Annotated in this window: 16 protein-coding genes; 9 read left to right on the forward strand and 7 right to left on the reverse strand. The window is 68.7% G+C overall.

Annotated features, from left to right (window positions below; all coding sequences use genetic code 11):
- Positions 1–2: 2 nt before the first annotated feature.
- On the forward strand, positions 3–749 hold the full coding sequence (locus tag C8258_RS12265) for a succinate dehydrogenase/fumarate reductase iron-sulfur subunit (protein ID WP_036507260.1): 747 nt from the start codon (positions 3–5) through the stop codon (positions 747–749).
- A 101-nt stretch (positions 750–850) separates the two neighbouring features.
- Here C8258_RS12265 and C8258_RS12270 read toward each other — a convergent pair whose 3' ends face one another.
- A complete protein-coding gene (locus C8258_RS12270; protein ID WP_036507263.1) occupies positions 851–1,048 on the reverse strand; it encodes a hypothetical protein in 198 nt (65 codons plus the stop codon).
- Between the two features lie 467 nt (positions 1,049–1,515).
- On the opposite strand from C8258_RS12270, the gene C8258_RS12275 reads away from it, so the two are divergent.
- The 7 genes from C8258_RS12275 to C8258_RS12305 all read left to right on the forward strand — a co-directional run bounded on the left by C8258_RS12275 (position 1,516) and on the right by C8258_RS12305 (position 6,897).
- Positions 1,516–1,719, forward strand: a complete 204-nt coding sequence (locus tag C8258_RS12275; protein WP_036507264.1) for a hypothetical protein — start codon at positions 1,516–1,518, stop codon at positions 1,717–1,719.
- Positions 1,716–1,967 (forward strand): hypothetical protein, encoded by a 252-nt coding sequence (locus tag C8258_RS12280; protein WP_106955294.1) that lies wholly within the window; start codon positions 1,716–1,718, stop codon positions 1,965–1,967. The genes C8258_RS12275 and C8258_RS12280 overlap by 4 nt, the downstream gene beginning before the upstream one ends.
- A gap of 161 nt (positions 1,968–2,128) precedes the next feature.
- On the forward strand, positions 2,129–2,992 hold the full coding sequence (locus C8258_RS12285; protein ID WP_106955295.1) for a DUF4190 domain-containing protein: 864 nt from the start codon (positions 2,129–2,131) through the stop codon (positions 2,990–2,992).
- 135 nt (positions 2,993–3,127) lie between these two features.
- Entirely contained in the window at positions 3,128–3,880 is a 753-nt protein-coding gene (fabG, locus tag C8258_RS12290; RefSeq protein WP_036507270.1) for a 3-oxoacyl-ACP reductase FabG, read from the forward strand.
- Positions 3,881–3,924: 44 nt separating this feature from the next.
- Positions 3,925–4,791 (forward strand): carbohydrate ABC transporter permease, encoded by an 867-nt coding sequence (locus tag C8258_RS12295; protein ID WP_106955296.1) that lies wholly within the window; start codon positions 3,925–3,927, stop codon positions 4,789–4,791.
- On the forward strand, positions 4,781–5,620 hold the full coding sequence (locus C8258_RS12300; protein WP_106955297.1) for a carbohydrate ABC transporter permease: 840 nt from the start codon (positions 4,781–4,783) through the stop codon (positions 5,618–5,620). Before C8258_RS12295 ends, C8258_RS12300 begins: the two co-directional genes overlap by 11 nt.
- The gene (locus C8258_RS12305) at positions 5,617–6,897 is read left to right on the forward strand and encodes a sugar ABC transporter substrate-binding protein (protein WP_106955298.1); all 1,281 of its coding nucleotides are present in this window, start codon (positions 5,617–5,619) and stop codon (positions 6,895–6,897) included. Before C8258_RS12300 ends, C8258_RS12305 begins: the two co-directional genes overlap by 4 nt.
- Positions 6,898–6,902: 5 nt before the next feature.
- Here the strand turns inward: C8258_RS12305 and C8258_RS12310 are convergent, their stop codons facing one another.
- The 3 genes from C8258_RS12310 to C8258_RS12320 all read right to left on the reverse strand — a co-directional run bounded on the left by C8258_RS12310 (position 6,903) and on the right by C8258_RS12320 (position 12,096).
- A complete protein-coding gene (locus C8258_RS12310) occupies positions 6,903–7,904 on the reverse strand; it encodes a DNA-3-methyladenine glycosylase (protein WP_233225039.1) in 1,002 nt (333 codons plus the stop codon).
- A gap of 426 nt (positions 7,905–8,330) precedes the next feature.
- Positions 8,331–11,102, reverse strand: coding sequence for an FAD-binding and (Fe-S)-binding domain-containing protein (locus tag C8258_RS12315; protein ID WP_106955375.1), 2,772 nt, complete (start codon positions 11,100–11,102; stop codon positions 8,331–8,333).
- 94 nt (positions 11,103–11,196) lie between these two features.
- Positions 11,197–12,096, reverse strand: coding sequence for an NADP-dependent oxidoreductase (locus C8258_RS12320; protein ID WP_106955376.1), 900 nt, complete (start codon positions 12,094–12,096; stop codon positions 11,197–11,199).
- 187 nt (positions 12,097–12,283) lie between these two features.
- Here C8258_RS12320 and C8258_RS12325 point away from each other — a divergent pair, with 187 nt between their 5' ends.
- The gene (locus tag C8258_RS12325; protein ID WP_106955377.1) at positions 12,284–14,164 is read left to right on the forward strand and encodes an ABC transporter ATP-binding protein; all 1,881 of its coding nucleotides are present in this window, start codon (positions 12,284–12,286) and stop codon (positions 14,162–14,164) included.
- A 48-nt stretch (positions 14,165–14,212) separates the two neighbouring features.
- On the opposite strand, the gene C8258_RS12330 is transcribed toward C8258_RS12325, so the two are convergent.
- The 3 genes from C8258_RS12330 to C8258_RS12340 form a co-directional block, all read right to left on the reverse strand.
- Positions 14,213–15,472 (reverse strand): Cmx/CmrA family chloramphenicol efflux MFS transporter, encoded by a 1,260-nt coding sequence (locus C8258_RS12330; protein WP_106955299.1) that lies wholly within the window; start codon positions 15,470–15,472, stop codon positions 14,213–14,215.
- Positions 15,473–15,572: 100 nt separating this feature from the next.
- On the reverse strand, positions 15,573–16,145 hold the full coding sequence (locus C8258_RS12335; protein WP_106955300.1) for a TetR/AcrR family transcriptional regulator: 573 nt from the start codon (positions 16,143–16,145) through the stop codon (positions 15,573–15,575).
- Positions 16,146–16,231: 86 nt separating this feature from the next.
- Positions 16,232–17,227: an oxidoreductase gene (locus tag C8258_RS12340; protein ID WP_106955378.1), complete on the reverse strand. Its 996-nt coding sequence runs from the start codon at positions 17,225–17,227 to the stop codon at positions 16,232–16,234.
- Positions 17,228–17,249 lie beyond the last annotated feature (22 nt).

Below are 17,249 nucleotides of genomic sequence, written 5' to 3' on the forward strand. Positions count from 1 at the left end.
CAATGGGTTACGATGCCCACTTCCGCGTGTGGCGCGGTGACGACGACAAGGGCGAACTGCAGGACTACACCGTGGAGGTGAACGAGGGCGAGGTCGTCCTCGACATCATTCACCGGTTGCAGGCCACCCAGGCTCCGGATCTGGCGGTGCGCTGGAACTGCAAGGCCGGTAAGTGCGGTTCCTGTTCGGCGGAGGTGAACGGCCGCCCGCGCCTGCTGTGTATGACCCGAATGTCGACCTTCACCGCCGACGAGGTGGTGACGGTGACGCCGATGCGCACCTTCCCGGTGATCCGCGACCTCGTCACCGATGTCTCGTTCAACTACCAGAAGGCCAGGGAGATACCGTCTTTCACGCCGCCGGCCGATCTGAAGCCCGGCGACTACCGGATGCAGCAGCGCGATGTGGAACGTTCGCAGGAGTTCCGCAAGTGCATCGAATGTTTCCTGTGCCAGAACACCTGTCACGTCGTGCGCGACCACGAGGACAACAAGAACGCCTTCGCGGGGCCGCGGTATCTGATGCGAGTGGCCGAGTTGGAGATGCATCCACTCGATGTGGCCGACCGGCGCGAGATGGCGCAGGAGGAGTTCGGGCTCGGCTACTGCAACATCACCAAGTGCTGCACCGAGGTGTGCCCGGAACACATCAAGATCACCGACAATGCCCTCATTCCGATGAAGGAAAGGGTGGTGGATCGCAAATACGATCCCATCGTCTGGTTGGGTAACAAATTGTTCCGGCGATAATTCGACGGCGGAATCGGCGATGATATTCATCGCTGATTCCGCCGTTGATTTCGTCCGTTTCGAATAAGGGAAATCAGGTAGCCGGTCGGTTCGCCGACCGGCTACAGCATTGTCACGACCCCGATCGCGACCACCGCGACCAGTGCTCCTACCAGCAGTGACGAGAGCATGGCCCCGGTCAGTACGTAAACCCCGACGGCCGATACCACGAACAACATTCCGACGATCAGATGTTCGACCCAATCACCCGGAAGCAGTTTGCGGTACCGAGGTGGGGTATTTCTCAGCCCGCGATCCATGTAGTTCTGATTACCCGATCACGTCCGGGGTAAACATACGTTCGTTGCGAAACGGGTGCGGTTTCGTGATCTGCGGGCAAATATTCGGGGCGCGGATTCGGGGGCGCGGCGCTGCGGCATGCCCGACGTGTTCGCAGGTAGCGAGGCTCGAGCGGATGCGAAAAGTCCTTTTCTCCCAAGCTGTTTCAGTGCTGACGATTCGCTGGGAATCGGACGGGATCGGCGATTCCGCCCCGCGCAGCGCCGATCTGATGGATGCTGGGAGTGTGCTCGCAGCGGGCCCCCGGAGTCGGTTCGCCGGGCACAGTCGGGTATCGCATGCAGGAACGAGGAGTCATGGCTGTTCATGTCATCGGGTCGTCGTTGATGACCAGCGAGCTTTCGTCCGCTTCGACCGGCCGCGCCGCGACCGGACCACAGGATCCACCAGCTCCACCGCGCCGCCGGTTCGCGGCGGGGGTGTCCGAATGCAACTGACGAATCTGCACATGCCGGTCGCCGGGCTGCTGCGCTGCGGCGCCGATCCGGGCATCATGACCGTCGAACAAGCCCATGCCGCAATGCAATTGCACCTCGACTGCACCGTCGATACGTGCGTGGTCAGGCGGCGGGCGCGGGCGGTGCTGGTCGAACAGGGCCGCTGCGTCCTCGACGATCGGGCCATCCCGTGACCGCGTTCGCCGGGGGAGGCGCCCGGCATGCCGCCCACCGGCACGCACGGCACCGGGTCGGTGGTGGATACCGCGCGACCGGCCGGCTACCGGAGACCCGGCCGCTACCCGTCGTCGGCGCGCACCGCCCACGCCATGCGCGACGCAGCGGACCGGATCTGTACGACCGCATCGTTCTCGCGATTGCCGGTTGGCTGCTGGCGATCCGGATCGCCTTCGTCGGAGAGCATGTGATCGACGAGGTCTAGCGGCGCGCGCCGGACGCTCGGGGATGACGTCCGGCGCCTCCGGGCGCGCCGTCGCCCGGCCCTGGAGAAACGGGGGTTGCGGGTCGCGCCGATCCACCTATTCTTCTCGGTAACGGGCGGGGTCCGCGTGTCCAGGTTCCTGCACGACCGAGAGGAACCACATGGCCCGCAACCAGTACGCGGACGAACGCTGGCCCGAGGTCCCCGAGGAGGAGTACTGGGCCGACGAGCCGGTCCCCGCGGACGACCGCTGGGATCCGCCACCGCCGCGACGGGCCGCCAATCCCCGAGTCGCCGAACCGTCCGACGATCGGTGGGAAACCACACCGAACCGGCGCCGGCCGACGGCCGAAGCCGAGGAAGACCGCTGGGACAGCGCACCCAATCGCCGCCGCACCGGCCGGCTGCGGGTCGAGGTGCCGCCGATCGTCAATCCGTACGCGATCGTGGCGCTGGTGGCCGCTCTGCTCGGATTGTTCCCGGTGGCAATAGTATTCGGGCTGATCGCCTTCAGCCATCCGCGCGGGCGGGTGATGGCGATGTCGGCCCTGTTGCTCGGCCTGGCCGAGGTGTTGGTTCTCGCTGCGGCGCTGGTGCTTTCGGGCGTCACCCTGCCGCACACCACGCTGGGCACGGTTCCCGCCGCACTCAGCACCGACACCGTCACCTCGAATACCGCGACCTCCCGCACCGTCGCACCGACGACGGTGGTGACACCTCCACCCATCCCACCGGCCACCACCATGGCCGCTCCCGCCGGGCCCGTCTCGGCGGCCAAGGGAGAGGTGTGCACACAGGCCCAGGCCGGATTGATCGGGTCCGCGAGCGACGGCGCCACCCTGCTGTGCCTGCACGGCAGCAGCGGCTATCGCTGGACCGGGCCGTACTCGGTGTCGACGGCGGTGTACGAGGGCGGCGCGAAATGCGATCCCGGTCTGGACAAGACGGCCCGCACCCCGGACGGGCACGCGCTGGTCTGCGAAGGACAGGGACGCAGCAGTATCTGGTCGCTGTGGGTGGAATAGCGGCTGCCGCCGCGGGGGTCGATTAGCGGCTGCCGCCGCGGGGGGTCGATTAGCGGCTGCCGCCGCGGGGGGTGGAACAGCGGCGCGTACCGTTCTCTCACAGCGAATGTTCCGAGAGGTACAGGAGGACCGCCAATGGCTGAACGCGTTGCTGTCGTCACCGGCGCGGCACGAGGCATCGGGGCCGCGATCGCGACCCGGCTGGCTCAGGACGGACTGAAGGTGGGCGTACTCGACCTGGACGCGGCGCACTGCGCCGATACCGTCCAGGCGATCACCGACGCCGGCGGCCGGGCCGTCGCGCTGGGCGCCGACGTCTCGAACGAGGATTCGGTCGCCGCTGCGGTGACGAAGCTGGCCGACGAGCTCGGACCGCCGACCGTCCTGGTCAACAATGCCGGCATCCTGCGTGACAACCTGCTGTTCAAGATGAGCGTCGACGACTGGGACGCCGTGATGAACGTGCACCTGCGCGGCGCCTTCCTCATGAGCCGCGCGGTGCAGAAGTACATGGTCGACGCCAAGTGGGGTCGCATCGTGAACATGTCGAGCAGTTCGGCGCAGGGCAACCGCGGCCAGGTCAACTACTCCGCGGCCAAGGCCGGCCTGCAGGGCTTCACCAAGACCCTCGCGCTGGAACTCGGCAAATTCGGCGTCACGGCCAATGCCATCGCGCCCGGCTTCATCGTCACCGATATGACCGCCGCGACCGCCGAGCGGGTGGGCGTACCGTTCGAGGACTTCCAGAAGGCGGCCGCCGCCCAGATCCCGGTGCAGCGGGTGGGCCGGCCCGAGGATATCGCGCACACCGCGTCGTTCCTGGTCAGCGAGGGCGCCGGCTTCGTCTCCGGACAGGTCGTCTACGTCGCCGGCGGTCCGCTGGACTGAGCGAGCCCGACGGCGGTATCGGGTGCCCGGTAGCGTCACCTGCTGTGAACCGACGAGCGGTTCGTCGTGCCGTGACGAGTTGGGTGCTGCTGGCGCCGAGCCTGTTCGGGATCGGGGTCTTCCTGATCCTGCCGATCGTGCTGGTCGGCTGGCTCAGCCTGCACAGCTGGAATCTGCTCGGGCCCATGGAATTCGTGGGCCTGCGCAACTGGCGCTCGGTGCTGTCCGATGGCGCATTCGGCCGATCGCTCCTGGTGACGGGTGCGCTCACCCTGCTCGTGGTGCCGCTGCAGACCGTCCTCGGATTCGCGGTGGCCGCGCTGCTGGCGCGCCGGCGGGCCGGTGGTGCGTTCCGGGTGCTGTTCGCACTGCCCTGGATGTGCGCGCCGGTGGCGGTCGGCGTGATCTGGCGCTGGCTGTTCGCACCCACCGACGGTGCGCTCAACGCCCTGCTCGGCCGGCGGATCGAATGGCTGGCCGATCCGGCGCTGGCACTGCCTTCGGTTGCGGCGGTGAGCATCTGGTCGAACGTCGGCTATGTGGCCCTGTTCTTCGTCGCGGGTCTGCGGGTGATACCGCCGGAGATCCACGAGGCGGGGGCGCTGGACGGGGCCACCGGCTGGCGGCGGATTCGCTGGCTGACACTGCCGCTGCTGCGCCCCACCCTGTTCTTCGTCCTGGTCACCGGAACCATCACCGCGTTCCAGACCTTCGACACGATCTACGCGCTGACCAAGGGCGGTCCGGGCGATCGCACGAATGTGGTGGCGATGCAGATCTTCTCGGAAGCGTTCGACGCGGCGCGGCCCGGGCGGGCGGCGGTCATGGCGATCGTGGTGTGCGTGATCATGCTGGCGATCACCGTCCTCCAGCACCGCTACTTCCGCACCAGGACCAGCTATGAATTCTGATGTGCGGCAACGGCCTTCGGCAGCTGTGCGATCGGTCGCCGCATACCTGCTGCTGCTCGCGGGCGCATTGTGCACGGTGGCGCCGCTGGTGCTGGGCACGTTCACGGCCGTGAAGACGCCGGGGCAGTTCGCCACGGAATCTCCGCTCGTACTCCCGGATCCGACGACCTGGGACAACTTCCGCGCCGCGTTCGAGCAGGGGTTCGGCCGCGCGGTGCTGGTGACGGCGTTGATGACCGCGTTCATCACCGCCGGGCAGCTGATCACCTCGATCGCCGCCGCATACGCGTTCGGTTGCACCGAGTTTCGCGGCCGCGATCTGCTGTTCTGGATCTATCTGGCGACCATGATGGTGCCGCCGATCGTCACGTTGATTCCGCTGTATCTGATGTTCGCGCACCTGGGGTGGCTGAACACCTTCTGGGCGCTGGTGCTGCCGTTCGTCTTCGGCTCGCCGTACGCGATTTTCCTGCTGCGCCAATACTTCCGGGGCATACCGCGCGAGTTGATCGGCGCGGCGCGGTTGGACGGCGCGAACACCGTCGATGTGATCGTGCACGTCGTGGTGCCGATGAGCCGTCCGATTCTGGCGACACTCGCGGTGATCACCGTGGTGACCCAGTGGAACAGCTTCCTGTGGCCGCTGGTCGCCGGCTCGGGCCGCTGGCAGGTGCTCACGGTGGCGACCGCGGATCTGCAGACCCGCTACAACGAGCAGTGGACGCTGGTGATGGCGGCGACGACGCTGGCGATCGTGCCGCTGCTGGTGCTGTTCGTGGTGTTCCAGCGGCAGGTGCTGCGCTCCATCGCATGGACGGGCCTGAAATGAGAGCCGTGAAGACCTCGACGCTGAACGTGCTCGCCGTCGTGCTCGGCGTGGTCCTGCTGGTGACCGCGGCGCTGTGGCTGGGCCACGACGACGAGGGCGGCGCGGGTCGCACGGTGATCCGGTTGCGGATCTGGGACGCGAGTTTCGTACCGGCCTATCGCGCCGCACTCGACGAATTCCAGCGAGCCGAACCGGATGTCGAGGTCCGGATCACGGTGGTGCCGTGGGCGTCCTATCAGCAGAAATTGCGCCTCGACGTGGCGGGCGGCACGGTGGACGACCTGTTCTGGACGAATCTGTACACCGATTACGCCGATGCCGGGCGGCTGGCCGATATCGGCGCGATGCTGGGACCCGAGGCGGTGCGGCAGTGGGATCCGGGGGCGGTGGAGCAGTACACCCGCCACGGAAAGCTCTGGGCGGTACCGCAATTCGTGGACGGCGGTACGGCGGTCTATTACAACCGCGACCTGCTGACCGCGGCCGGAATCGCCCCCGCGGAGCTCGCACGCGCGACCTGGAATCCGCACGGACCGGATTCCTTCGAGCAGCTGTTGCGCCGGATCACCGCTGCCGCGCCGTGGGCTTACAACGCCGCCAACGATTTCCAGTCGCTGTCGCTGCCGTATCTGGGATCGGCGGGCGGGCGATTCCAGGACGGGGATCGGTACGTCTTCGACAGTCCACAGGGTGTGGATGCCTTCGGATATCTCGTCGGACTGGTTCGGGCAGGGCTCACCCCGCCGGCGGCCGATACCCGCAGCGGCAGTGATTTCGCGAAGAACGCCTTCCTGCAGGGCAAGCTGGCGTTGTTCCAATCCGGGAGTTTCACTCTGGCGCAGATCGCGCAGCAGGCGCGCTTCGGCTGGGGGATCGCGATGATCCCGGCCGGGCCCGCGGGGCGGGTGAGCACCGACAATGCGATCGGCATCGCCGCGGGCGCCCACACCGCCCATCCCGACGCGGTGCGGCGCGTGCTGACCTGGCTCGGCAGCGCCGCCGGCAACCGCTATCTGGCGGCCGGTGGGCAGACCATTCCGGCGGTGGTGGCGGATCAGCATCTGTACCGGGACTATTGGGCGGCACAAGGGATCGACGTGTCCCCGTTCTTCGATGTGCTGAAGGGGCCGCGGATCGCGTCGGGCGGCGGGCCGGGATTCGCGGCCGCGCTGCAGGCGATCGACCCGATCTTCGACGAGATGTTCCTCGGCCGCGTCCCGGTGCCCGAGGCATTGCGTCACGCCCAGACCGCCGCGCAGGCGACGGCGCAGCGCTGAGCCGCTCAGATCCGGCTGTGGTCGACCAGCGGGGTGCGCGGGCCGAACGCCGGCTTGCGCGCCTGACCGGATATCTCGAGCAGCCGGATCGCCCGATAGCGGTGCGGGCGTAGCGGTTCGAGATACTCGACCATGCCCTCGTCGTCGAGCGGGCGGCCCAGCAGACTCCAGCCGACGATCGCGGCCAGATGGAAATCACCGACCGACAGCGCGTCGGCGTCACCGAGGGCCCGCTGCGCGATCTCCGCGGCTGTCCACACCCCGATCCCCGGCACCGCGCGCAGCCGCTCGGCAGCCTGCTCCGGCGCCATCGTCGCGGCGGCTTCCAGCTTCTCCGCCATCCGCGCGGCGGTGACGATCGTGCGCGAACGCTGCGGATCGACATTGGCGCGGTGATAGACCCAGGACGGGATATAGCGCCAGGTCTGCGCCGACGGCGGCACCCGCATCGGCGCGGGCGTCGGCCCCGGCGCCGGTTCGCCGTACTGCCACACCAGCTTTCGATACGACCCACGAGCGGTGACGGTGTGCACCCGCTGCTCGAGCACGGCCGGCACCAGGGCTTCGAAGACCAATCCGGTGCGGAGCATGTGCAGGCCGGGATGACGCCGGTGCGCCTCGGCGATGCGGGGATGGTCGGGCGCGAAGCCGTCGAGCTCCTCGTCGACACACAGCATGCGGGGCAGCTGGTCGAGGAATTCCGCCGCGCCCGGGCCCCAGGCTCGCGCCGCGACCACATCGGTGCCGGCCTGGACGAGGCGGTAGGTCACCGGTCCGCTCGCCATGCGCGACGCTCGCCAGTGGGCACCGTCGGGCGCGACGCGATGGCACGGGTCGCCCTGCCCCCGGCGCAGGGGGGCGAGGGTGTCCGCGAGGGCTATCGGCCGGGAGGTGGTGAGGGTGCGGGAGTGGCCGCGTTCGGTGGCGCCGAGATTCGCCGGCGAGGCGTTCGTGTGCGGGGAGCGGTACCGGGGCGCGGTCACCCCGGATCCGGGGTCCTCGATCATCGGCCTGCCGCGTCCTCGCACCGACCCATTGTGCGCCGCCCGCGGGGACCGCCGAGCCGGGACCCGCCGGAGAAAGCCGCGCGGCGCCGGTCGCAACGATGTCTCGAGGAAACTCTCAGGTGGGAATATGGCGGACGTGACGGATTCGCGCCACCATGTAACGATACGATCACGCACGCCGATCTCGCTGGGGAATGATGTCAACAGCAATCATTCGGCAATGTCACAACGGAGGTGTCCATGCTTACCAACATCCTGAATTGGCTGCTCAGCGCGTGGGGTGGAGTATCCGCCGGTAGCTCTGGCTACCAGATTCCTCCGGGCACCCTGCCGTTCGGCAGCTGATCCGTCACCGCCCTCGCCCGCCGCGCGTCGATGCGGCGGGCGTGCGCGGACCGTCTCCGCCGCGACCTCCGGATATCTGAATCATCGATCGTTCAGATATTGCGCGAGATGCCGACCCGGCCGGCCGGCCAACTGTTCGGCTTGGGTTCGACAGGAAAATCCGTCGGCCAGCAGCGGGGTCGCCGCATCGGCCGCACGTAGCACCGGAAGTAATCCGCCCTCCGCGACCGCGACCGAAATCTCGTAATGCCCGGATTGCATTCCGAAGTTTCCAGCAAGCCCACAGCATCCACTGATTTCGGTGATCTTCGCACCCGTCCGCCGCAATAACCGCCGGTCGGCGTCGAAACCTGTGACGGCGTGCTGATGGCAGTGCGGCTGCACCACCACGGTCTCGCCCGAGCGGTCCGGCGGCTGCCAATCCGGTTGCTCCGTCAGGAATTCCGCCAGTGTGCGCACCGCGCGTGCGGTGGGGACCGAGCGCGGATCGTCCGGGAGCAACTGCGGCAGATCCGATCGCAGCGCGGCCGTGCACGACGGCTCCAGGCCGATCACGAAGCCGCCGGTCCGAACGTGCTCCTCCACCGCGTCGAGCCCAGCCCGCAACCGCTTGCGCGCCCCGTCGAGCTGACCCGTACTGATCCAGGTGAGGCCACAGCACACCCGGCGATCCGGAATGCGAACGCGATATCCGGCCGATTCCACGAGTTCGACGGCCGCCCAGCCGATGTCCGGGGCGAAGGCATCGGTGAAGCTGTCGATCCACAGCATGGCCACCGGGCCGTCCGGATTCCTGTCCCGTCCGCGGTGTGCCCACTGAGCGCGGAACGAGCGCGGCGCCAGTCGTGGCGCCGGACGCCGCGGATCCATACCGGCCAGGCGCATACCCGTTCGCCGTAGCCATCGAATGCCGGTGAGCGCGTTCACCGTTCGTGGCATTTTCGTGCCCACCGCCAGCCACTGCGGCAATCGGCCGAGGACATAGTGGTCGATCGGCCGTGGTCGTCCTTTGTACGCGCGGTACAGCGTCTCGGATTTGTAGGTCGCCATATCGACACCGGCCGGGCAGTCGGACGAGCAGGCCCGGCAGGACAGGCACAGATCCAGCGACTGCGCGACCGCCTCGGCACGCCAGTCCAGGGCGCCGCGGACGACCTCCTGCAGGACCCGCGCGCGGCCCCGGGTGCTGTCCTTCTCATCGGCGGTGGCTAGGTAGGACGGGCACATGAAACCACCGGTCGAGCGGGTGTCGGCACGGCATTTTCCGACGCCGACACAGCGGTGGACAGCCGCGCCGATATCGCCGTCGGCGGGGAACGGGAAACCGCCCGCCGCCGGAACCGGCCGCAGCCCGGGCAGACGCAGGTGGGCGTCGACGGGTTCGGGCCGGACCAGAACCGCCGGGTTCAGCATCGCGTCCGGATCGAAAAGGCCTTTGAATTCGGCGAATACGCGCAGGGCGTCCGGGGAGTACATGCGCGACAGCAGTTCCGAGCGGGCACGGCCGTCTCCGTGCTCGCCGGAGGCCGAACCGCCGTAACGGACGACGAGATCGGTGGCATCGAACAGGAAGTCGCGAAACCGTTGCGGCGCCCGGGCGATCGGAAGGTCGAGCCGGACGTGGATGCAGCCGTCGCCGATATGGCCGTAGAGCAGGCCGTCGACGCGGTGATCACGCATCAGCCGATCGAAATCACGGAGGTAGTCACCGAGACGTTCGGGCGGGACGGCGGCGTCCTCCCAGCCCGGCCAGGCCGGTTCGCCCTCGGGCGTGCGCCCGGCCAGGCCGGCGCCGTCGGCGCGAATCCGCCACAGCCGGGCGGCCGTCCCGGCGTCGGTGACGATCCGGGTGCCGAGAGCCGCACAGGCGGCGGTCACCGCGGCCGCGCTGTCGTACGCCGATTCCTCGGTGTCCCCGGCGAATTCGACGAACAACCAGGCTCCGCCGACGGGTAGTTCCGGTACCGCGCGCCCGTGCGCGCGCACGACATCCACCAGCCGCGCGTCCAGGCCCTCGACCGCGATGGGACGGCCCGCCATCACCGCCTTCACATCGTCGGCGGCGGCGGGCATATCGGGATAACCGAGAACCGCGACCGCGGTCGCGTTCGGCAGCGGGACCAGATCCACGGTCGCGTCGAGAACGAGGCCGCATGTGCCCTCGGACCCGACGAACGCCTTGGCGATCGACGCACCGCGTTCCGGGGTCAGATACTGCAGGCCGTATCCCGAGGCCTGCCGATCGAAGCGGCCCACTTCGGTGCGCAGGGTCGCCAGATTGCGGCGCGTGAACTCCGCCAGTCCGGGCACCACCGAGAGATCGGCGGCCAGTGCGCGCTCCGCGCCGGTGCCGTCGAGGATGCGCAGCTCACGCACTGTATCGGAGGTGCGGCCCCAGGACACCGCGCGCGGGCCGCAGGCATTGTTGCCGATCATGCCGCCGAGGGTGCAGCGGTTCTGCGTCGACGGGTCCGGCCCCAGTCGCAGGCCGTGGCGTCCGGCGGCCCGCTGCAGGCCGGACAGCACGACACCCGGCTGCACTCGGGCACAACGGCTGTCGGCGTCGATGGACAGCACGGCGTTCATGTACCGGCTGAAGTCGAGCACCAGTCCGGGCCCGATCGCATTGCCCGCCACGGATGTTCCGCCTCCGCGTGCGGTGATCGGCTTCCCTTCCTCGCGGGCGAATCGCACGGCCGCGGCCACATCCTCGTCGCCGCGCGGGTAGACCACCGCCGCCGGGAGGACACGATAGTTCGAGGCGTCCGAGGAATACTCCGCGCGGCGGCGGGCGTCGTCGTCGACCTCGCCGTCGATCCGGTCGCGCAGGGCCCGCACCCAGGAGTCGGTCATATCGCCAGCGTAGAACGCGAGCACCCATCCGCTCACCGCTCGGGATCGCCACGCACGGCGACACCCGTTCGGCCGCCGCGTGCCGCCGAGCCGGTTACGGGAGCAGGATTATCTTGCCGAGTCCGTGACCGGTTTCGCTGTCGCGCTGGGCGGCGGCGGCCTCGGACAGCGGGTAGGTACGCGCGGCCCCGGGGAGGCGGAATTCGCCCGCGGCGACCGACTGCGCGACGCGTGCCACGATGTCGAGGGCGGGGCCGCCGGTTCGGGCGAAGAAGGTGACGCCCTTGTCGGCGGCGGCGCCGTCGGCGATGGTGATGATCCGATCGGTACCGCCACGCAATTCGATTGCGGCGTCGAGGAATCCGTGACCGGCGCAGTCGTAGACCGCGTCGACGCCGTGCGGCGCCAGCTCGCGCACACGTTCGGCGACGCCGGGACCGTAGGTGGTCGGGATCGCCCCCAGCGTGCGCACGATCTCCTGGTTGGCGGGCGAGGCGGTGCCGACGACCGTGGCGCCGCGAGCCCGGGCCAGCTGCACCACGAACGCGCCGACCGCGCCGGAGGCGCCGTTCACCAGCAACGTCTCGCCCGACGTCACGGCCAGTTCGTCCAGGCCGGTACCGGCCGTATTGGCGGCGACCGGGATGGCGGCGGCCTCCGCGAACGACAGCTCGGCCGGTTTGGCGACGATCTGGGTAGCCAGCGCGTACTCCGCGTAGCCGCCGCCCTGCGCCCAGCCCAGCACCTCGTCACCCGGCCGGAACCGGGCCTCGGAGCCGGCGGCGTCGACCACGCCGGCGATCTCGAATCCGGCACGGCGGGGGAATCCGGGCGGGCCGGGCATGAGTCCGGCGCGCATCTTCCAATCGGCCGGATTGACCCCGGCCGCCCGGATCGCCACCCGCACCCGATCTCCGGTGGGTTCCGGAATCGGCACCTCCACCTGCGTCAACACCTCGGGCCCGCCCACTCGCTCGTACTGGATCGCTCGCATGCTGTGGTTCGACGACATGATTCGACCTTAGGAGACCGACGACCGGCAGCCGGGCGCAGCGCCGCAGTGCACGTCACCCGGCGCGTTTCGCTCATGGCGAACCAGGACTACTTGCTCTCAACCTTTGTTGAGGTCTTAATGTCGGTGGCCCGGGGTTGAATGAACCCGGCAGCGGAAGGAGATGCGGATGAGCATCGAATCGGTCGCGTGGAGTCAGCTGTACCGGCAGGCGCACGCACCCCAGCAGCGGCGCGGTCTGCGCCGGGAGACGGCCGCGCGCATTCTGCGATTCGCGCGCCCGCATCGGGCTCAACTCATCGGCTTCCTAGTCTTCAGCATCGCCTCCGCGCTGCTCACGGTGGCCAATCCGGTGCTGGCGGGACGAGTGGTCAACGACATCGTCGGCCATGCCGCACCGCGCTCGGTCCTCACCCTCGCCGCGGTGATCGCGCTGGTTGCCGTGCTCGACGCGGGCCTGGGCATCGTGATCCGGTGGTTGTCCGCGCGGATCGGGGAGGGGTTGATTCTCGATCTGCGCACCGCGGTATTCGATCACGTGCAGAAGATGCCGGTCGCGTTCTTCACCCGCACCCGCACGGGAGCGCTGGTCAGCCGGCTCAACAACGACGTGATCGGTGCGCAGCGCGCGTTCAGCACGACCTTGTCCGGCGTGGTCACCAATATCGTGACGCTGCTGTTGACCGTGGCGGTGATGGTGCGGCTGTCCTGGCAGATCACACTGCTGGCCCTGATCCTGCTACCGCTGTTCATGTTTCCCGCGCGCAAGATGGGCACCCGGATCGCGAGCATCCAGCGCGAGGCCGCCCAGCTCAACGCCTCGATGAGTACGCAGATGACCGAGCGGTTCTCGGCACCCGGCGCCACCCTGGTGAAGCTGTTCGGACGGCCGGATCAGGAATCCACGGAATTCGCGGTGCGGGCCGGGCGGGTGCGCGATATCGGCGTGCGGACCGCGATGCTGCAGACGGTGTTCGTCACCGCGTTGACGCTCGTATCCGCGCTGGCCGTGGCATTGGTCTACGGCCTCGGCGGCTGGTACGCACTGCGCGGACAGCTCGACGCCGGCGCCGTGGTCGCGCTGTCGCTGCTGCTGACCCGGCTCTACACCCCGCTGACGGCGCTGGCCAGTGCGCGGGTGGACATCATGTCGGCGCTGGTGAGCTTCGAGCGGGTCTTCGAAATTCTCGATCTGAAGCCGCTGATCCAGGATGCGCCGAATGCGGTGGCGGTTCCGGCGGGCCCGGTCTCCGTGGAATTCGACCGGGTGCGTTTCGGCTACCCGTCGGCCGACAAGGTCTCCCTCGCTTCGCTGGAGGATGTGTCGACGCTCGATCATCGCGGCGGCAGCGAGGTGCTGCACGAGATTTCGCTGCGCGCCGAGCCGGGGCGGATGATCGCCCTGGTCGGGTCCTCCGGCGCGGGCAAATCGACCATCGCCCAACTGGTCTCGCGGCTCTACGATGTGGACGGCGGCGCGGTACGGCTGGGCGGCGTCGACGTGCGGGACCTGAGCACCCGCTCGATCCAGGACACGGTCGGACTCGTCACCCAGGACGGCCACCTGTTCCACGACAGCATCCGCGCCAATCTGCTGCTGGCCCGGCCCGAAGCGAGTGAGACGGAGCTGTGGGACGCGCTGGAGCGGGCCCGATTGCGCCCGGTGATCGACGGGCTGCCCGACGGTCTGGACACCGTGGTCGGCGAACGCGGATATCGGTTGTCCGGCGGTGAACGGCAGCGTTTGACCATCGCCCGGCTGCTGCTCAAACAACCGCGGGTCGTCATCCTCGACGAGGCCACGGCGTCGCTGGACTCCACCTCCGAGGCCGCGGTGCAGGAGGCCCTCACCGAGGCACTGGAGGGACGGACCGCCCTGGTCATCGCGCACCGGCTGTCGACCGTCCGGAACGCGGACGAGATCCTGGTGATCGAGGACGGAAGCATCGTCGAGCGGGGCAGTCATGCGCAACTGCTCGCCGAACAGGGTCGGTACGCGGAGCTCTACCGCACCCAATTCGCCGACGATACGGAAGTTGCTGCGGCATAAGTGTTCGGCGCGGAGGTGCGGTTCGCACCTCCGCGCCGGGATCCGTCCCTACAACTCCGCCGGGACGACAGTCGCGCTGTCTTCGGCTGCCGCGGATCTCCGGGAGGTGCCGGCAGTCGACGGTCCCGCGATTTCCGCCGTATCGGAGTGATCCGCCGTACCCGGACGCGTCCCACCCGCGGTCCGGCTCAGCCCGACGAGGCCCAACGCGAGCACGCCCAGTCCCGCGCCGATCCAGCCCACCACCGAGTAGTCCGCGCCGGCGCCGATGGCGAGTCCGCCCAGCCAGGGGCCGAGGGTGATGCCGATATTGAACGACATCACGTTGCCCGCCGCGCCGAGCGTTCCGGCGGCCGGGGCCAGGGCGAACACCCGGCTGTTCAACACCGGATTGGTCCCGAAACCGAAGGCGCCCAGCAGGAACGACACCACGACGACCGCCGCCCAATAGTGCGCGGTCAGCGCGAGTATCACCGAGGCGAGCACCAGACCCGAGATTCCGACGGTGAGGCTGCGCAGCGGATGTGCGTCCGCGGTGCGTCCGCCGGTCACGATGCCGGCGAACGAGCCGAGGCCGTAGACACCCAGCACCACCGGCACCCAATTCTCACCGATCCCGGTCGTCTCGGCGAGCAGGGCGCCGAGGTATCCGAAGGTGACCAGCAGCGCGGCGGTGGCCGTCACGGTGGTGGCGTACAGCAGTGCCACCGGACGGGTGGCCAAGGCGCGCAATTCCTTTCGCACCGGCGGCGTCTGCTCGGCGCGCTGTTCGGGCACCGCGATCGCCACCGCGACCATCACCAGCGCGCATCCGGCCGCTACCGTCCAGAATGCGGCCCGCCAGCCCAGATGCTGACCGATGAAGGTGCCCGCGGGGAGGCCGAGAATGGTCGCGATGGTCAGGCCGCCCGCGACGACGCTCATCGCCCGCCCGCGCGCTGTCGGCGGTACCAACTCGACCGCGGTCGCCGCGGCCGCCGACCAGAATCCCGCGTATACGAAGGCGCCGACGACACGGGTGCCGACGAGAACGCCGTAGTCGGCGGTCAGCGCCGCGACGACGTGTGTGGCGACGAAGACGGCGAGGAAGGCGAGCAGTGCGGTGCGCCGCGACCAGCGCGCCGTGAGGACGGCCAGAATCGGCGCGCCCACCAGCATGCCGACGGCGAAGGCCGAAATCAGCAGTCCGGCTTGCGGAACGGTGACACCGAGATCGGAGGCCATTCCCGTGAGCAGGCCGGACAACATCATCTCCGAGGTCCCCTGCGCGAATATCGCCAGGCCCAATATGTATACCGCCGAGGGCATTTCATTTCCCTTCTTATTTTGGATCATTCAGTTCAAAATGCGGACATGCGTAGCCGGGACTCACCGCCGGAACATGTGACGGACCGTCCCGGCCGATCGATCAGAGGCAGCGCAGGGCGACCTCCGCGATACCGGCCAACGCGTCCCGGGAGGCGCCGCCGCGCGCCGCGACCCGCATACCGCCGATGGTGGCGACGACGAATTGGGCCAGATCGGACGGATCGGCTCGCTCGTCGACCTCGCCCGACGCCTGCCCGGCGCGAATCACGCCGACCAGCGCGGACATCCGACGATCCAGATCGGCACGCAGCATCGCGGCGACCTCGGGATCGCGGGGGCCCATCTCGACTGTCGTGTTCACGACCAGACATCCCAGCGGATCGTCCTCGGGCGCATCCACCACACGCCGCAGCAGCGCCTCGATCTTGTCGCGCACCGAACCGGGACCGTCGAGCAGTTCGAACGTATCCGCGTTCTTGAACTCCATGTAATGCCGCAGCGCACGCTCGAACAGGTCATGCTTGCTGGTGAAGGTGTTGTAGATACTCGAGCGGCCCAGACCGGTGGCCGCACAGAGGTCCTGGGTGGACGTGCCCTCGTAACCGGCGCTCCAGAAAGCGCGCATGGCCGCGTCCACCGCCCCTGGTTCGTCGAACTGCTTGGGTCGTGCCATGCGGTCAGGCTAACACATTTTGGATAGATCAGTTCAAAATCCGGGGGAGAGAATGGCGGGCGTTCGATCCGACGCCCGCCGCTCGATCAGAATTCGCCGGCCACCGCCAGAACGGTGCGGCCCGAGTGGTGGCCGGCGCGGATGGCATGCAGCACCGCCTCGGCCTCGGTGATCGGTGCGATATTCTCCAGCGTCGACAGATGCCGGGGCTTCAGATCCTTGCCGAGCCGTGCCCACAGCGCGCGCCGCTGGTCGATCGGGAAGTTCACCGAATCGATGCCGAGCAGGCCGACTCCACGCAGGATGAACGGCATGACGGTGGTGGGCAGTTCGGTCCCGCCGGTCAGGCCGCTGACGGCCACCGACCCGCCGTAGCGGACGGTGCTGAGGATGTGGGCGAGTGAATTACCACCGACGCTGTCCACCGCGCCGGCCCACTGTGCCTTACCCAGCGGGCGAGGCTTCGCGTCCGGATCCTCGGGCAGGCGGCCGATCACCGCGGCCGCACCGAGGGTGGACAGCAGTTCGCCCGCATCGGTCTTTCCGGTAGAGGCGGTGACCTCGTAGCCGAGGCCGGACAGGATGTCCACCGCGACACTGCCGACGCCGCCGGTCGCACCGGTCACCAGCACCGGCCCGTCACCCGGGGCCAGTCCGCGGTCGAGCAGTGCCTGCACGCTCATGGCCGCGGTGAATCCGGCGGTGCCGAGGGCCGCTGCCTCGCGCGGGCTCAGGCCCTCCAGCTTGACCACCCATTCGGCGGGTACGCGCGCGTATTCGGCGAAGCCGCCGTTGTGCGCGACACCGATCTCGTAACCGTGCGCGATCACGAGATCACCCGCCGTGAAGGCGGCATCCTCGGAGGCCACCACCTCGCCGGTCAGGTCGATGCCGGGGATGATCGGGTAATTGCGCACCACGCCGCCGCGCGGAGTGATCGCCAGCCCGTCCTTGAAGTTCGCACTCGAATAGTGCACCTTGATCGTCACCGTGCCCGGCCCGAGGAAGTCCTCGCCCACCTCCTCGCGGGCCAGTACCACGCCGTCGTCGGTCTCGTGCGCAACCATCGCCTGGAACTGCATGCGTCCGAGCATAGGAGGGCGG

It is taken from the genome of Nocardia sp. MDA0666 (assembly GCF_003023875.1).
Classification (GTDB): domain Bacteria; phylum Actinomycetota; class Actinomycetes; order Mycobacteriales; family Mycobacteriaceae; genus Nocardia; species Nocardia aobensis.

Coding starts and splice junctions, on each gene's coding strand:
- C8258_RS12335 (WP_106955300.1), bottom strand. CDS start 16,145: ATGGCACGACCCAAGCAGTTCGACGAACCAGGGGCGGTGGACGCGGCC.
- C8258_RS12330 (WP_106955299.1), bottom strand. CDS start 15,472: ATGCCCTCGGCGGTATACATATTGGGCCTGGCGATATTCGCGCAGGGG.
- C8258_RS12310 (WP_233225039.1), bottom strand. CDS start 7,904: ATGATCGAGGACCCCGGATCCGGGGTGACCGCGCCCCGGTACCGCTCC.
- C8258_RS12300 (WP_106955297.1), top strand. CDS start 4,781: ATGAATTCTGATGTGCGGCAACGGCCTTCGGCAGCTGTGCGATCGGTC.
- C8258_RS12265 (WP_036507260.1), top strand. CDS start 3: ATGGGTTACGATGCCCACTTCCGCGTGTGGCGCGGTGACGACGACAAG.
- C8258_RS12275 (WP_036507264.1), top strand. CDS start 1,516: ATGCAACTGACGAATCTGCACATGCCGGTCGCCGGGCTGCTGCGCTGC.
- fabG (WP_036507270.1), top strand. CDS start 3,128: ATGGCTGAACGCGTTGCTGTCGTCACCGGCGCGGCACGAGGCATCGGG.
- C8258_RS12340 (WP_106955378.1), bottom strand. CDS start 17,227: ATGCAGTTCCAGGCGATGGTTGCGCACGAGACCGACGACGGCGTGGTA.
- C8258_RS12325 (WP_106955377.1), top strand. CDS start 12,284: ATGAGCATCGAATCGGTCGCGTGGAGTCAGCTGTACCGGCAGGCGCAC.
- C8258_RS12315 (WP_106955375.1), bottom strand. CDS start 11,102: ATGACCGACTCCTGGGTGCGGGCCCTGCGCGACCGGATCGACGGCGAG.
- C8258_RS12270 (WP_036507263.1), bottom strand. CDS start 1,048: ATGGATCGCGGGCTGAGAAATACCCCACCTCGGTACCGCAAACTGCTT.
- C8258_RS12320 (WP_106955376.1), bottom strand. CDS start 12,096: ATGCGAGCGATCCAGTACGAGCGAGTGGGCGGGCCCGAGGTGTTGACG.
- C8258_RS12305 (WP_106955298.1), top strand. CDS start 5,617: ATGAGAGCCGTGAAGACCTCGACGCTGAACGTGCTCGCCGTCGTGCTC.
- C8258_RS12285 (WP_106955295.1), top strand. CDS start 2,129: ATGGCCCGCAACCAGTACGCGGACGAACGCTGGCCCGAGGTCCCCGAG.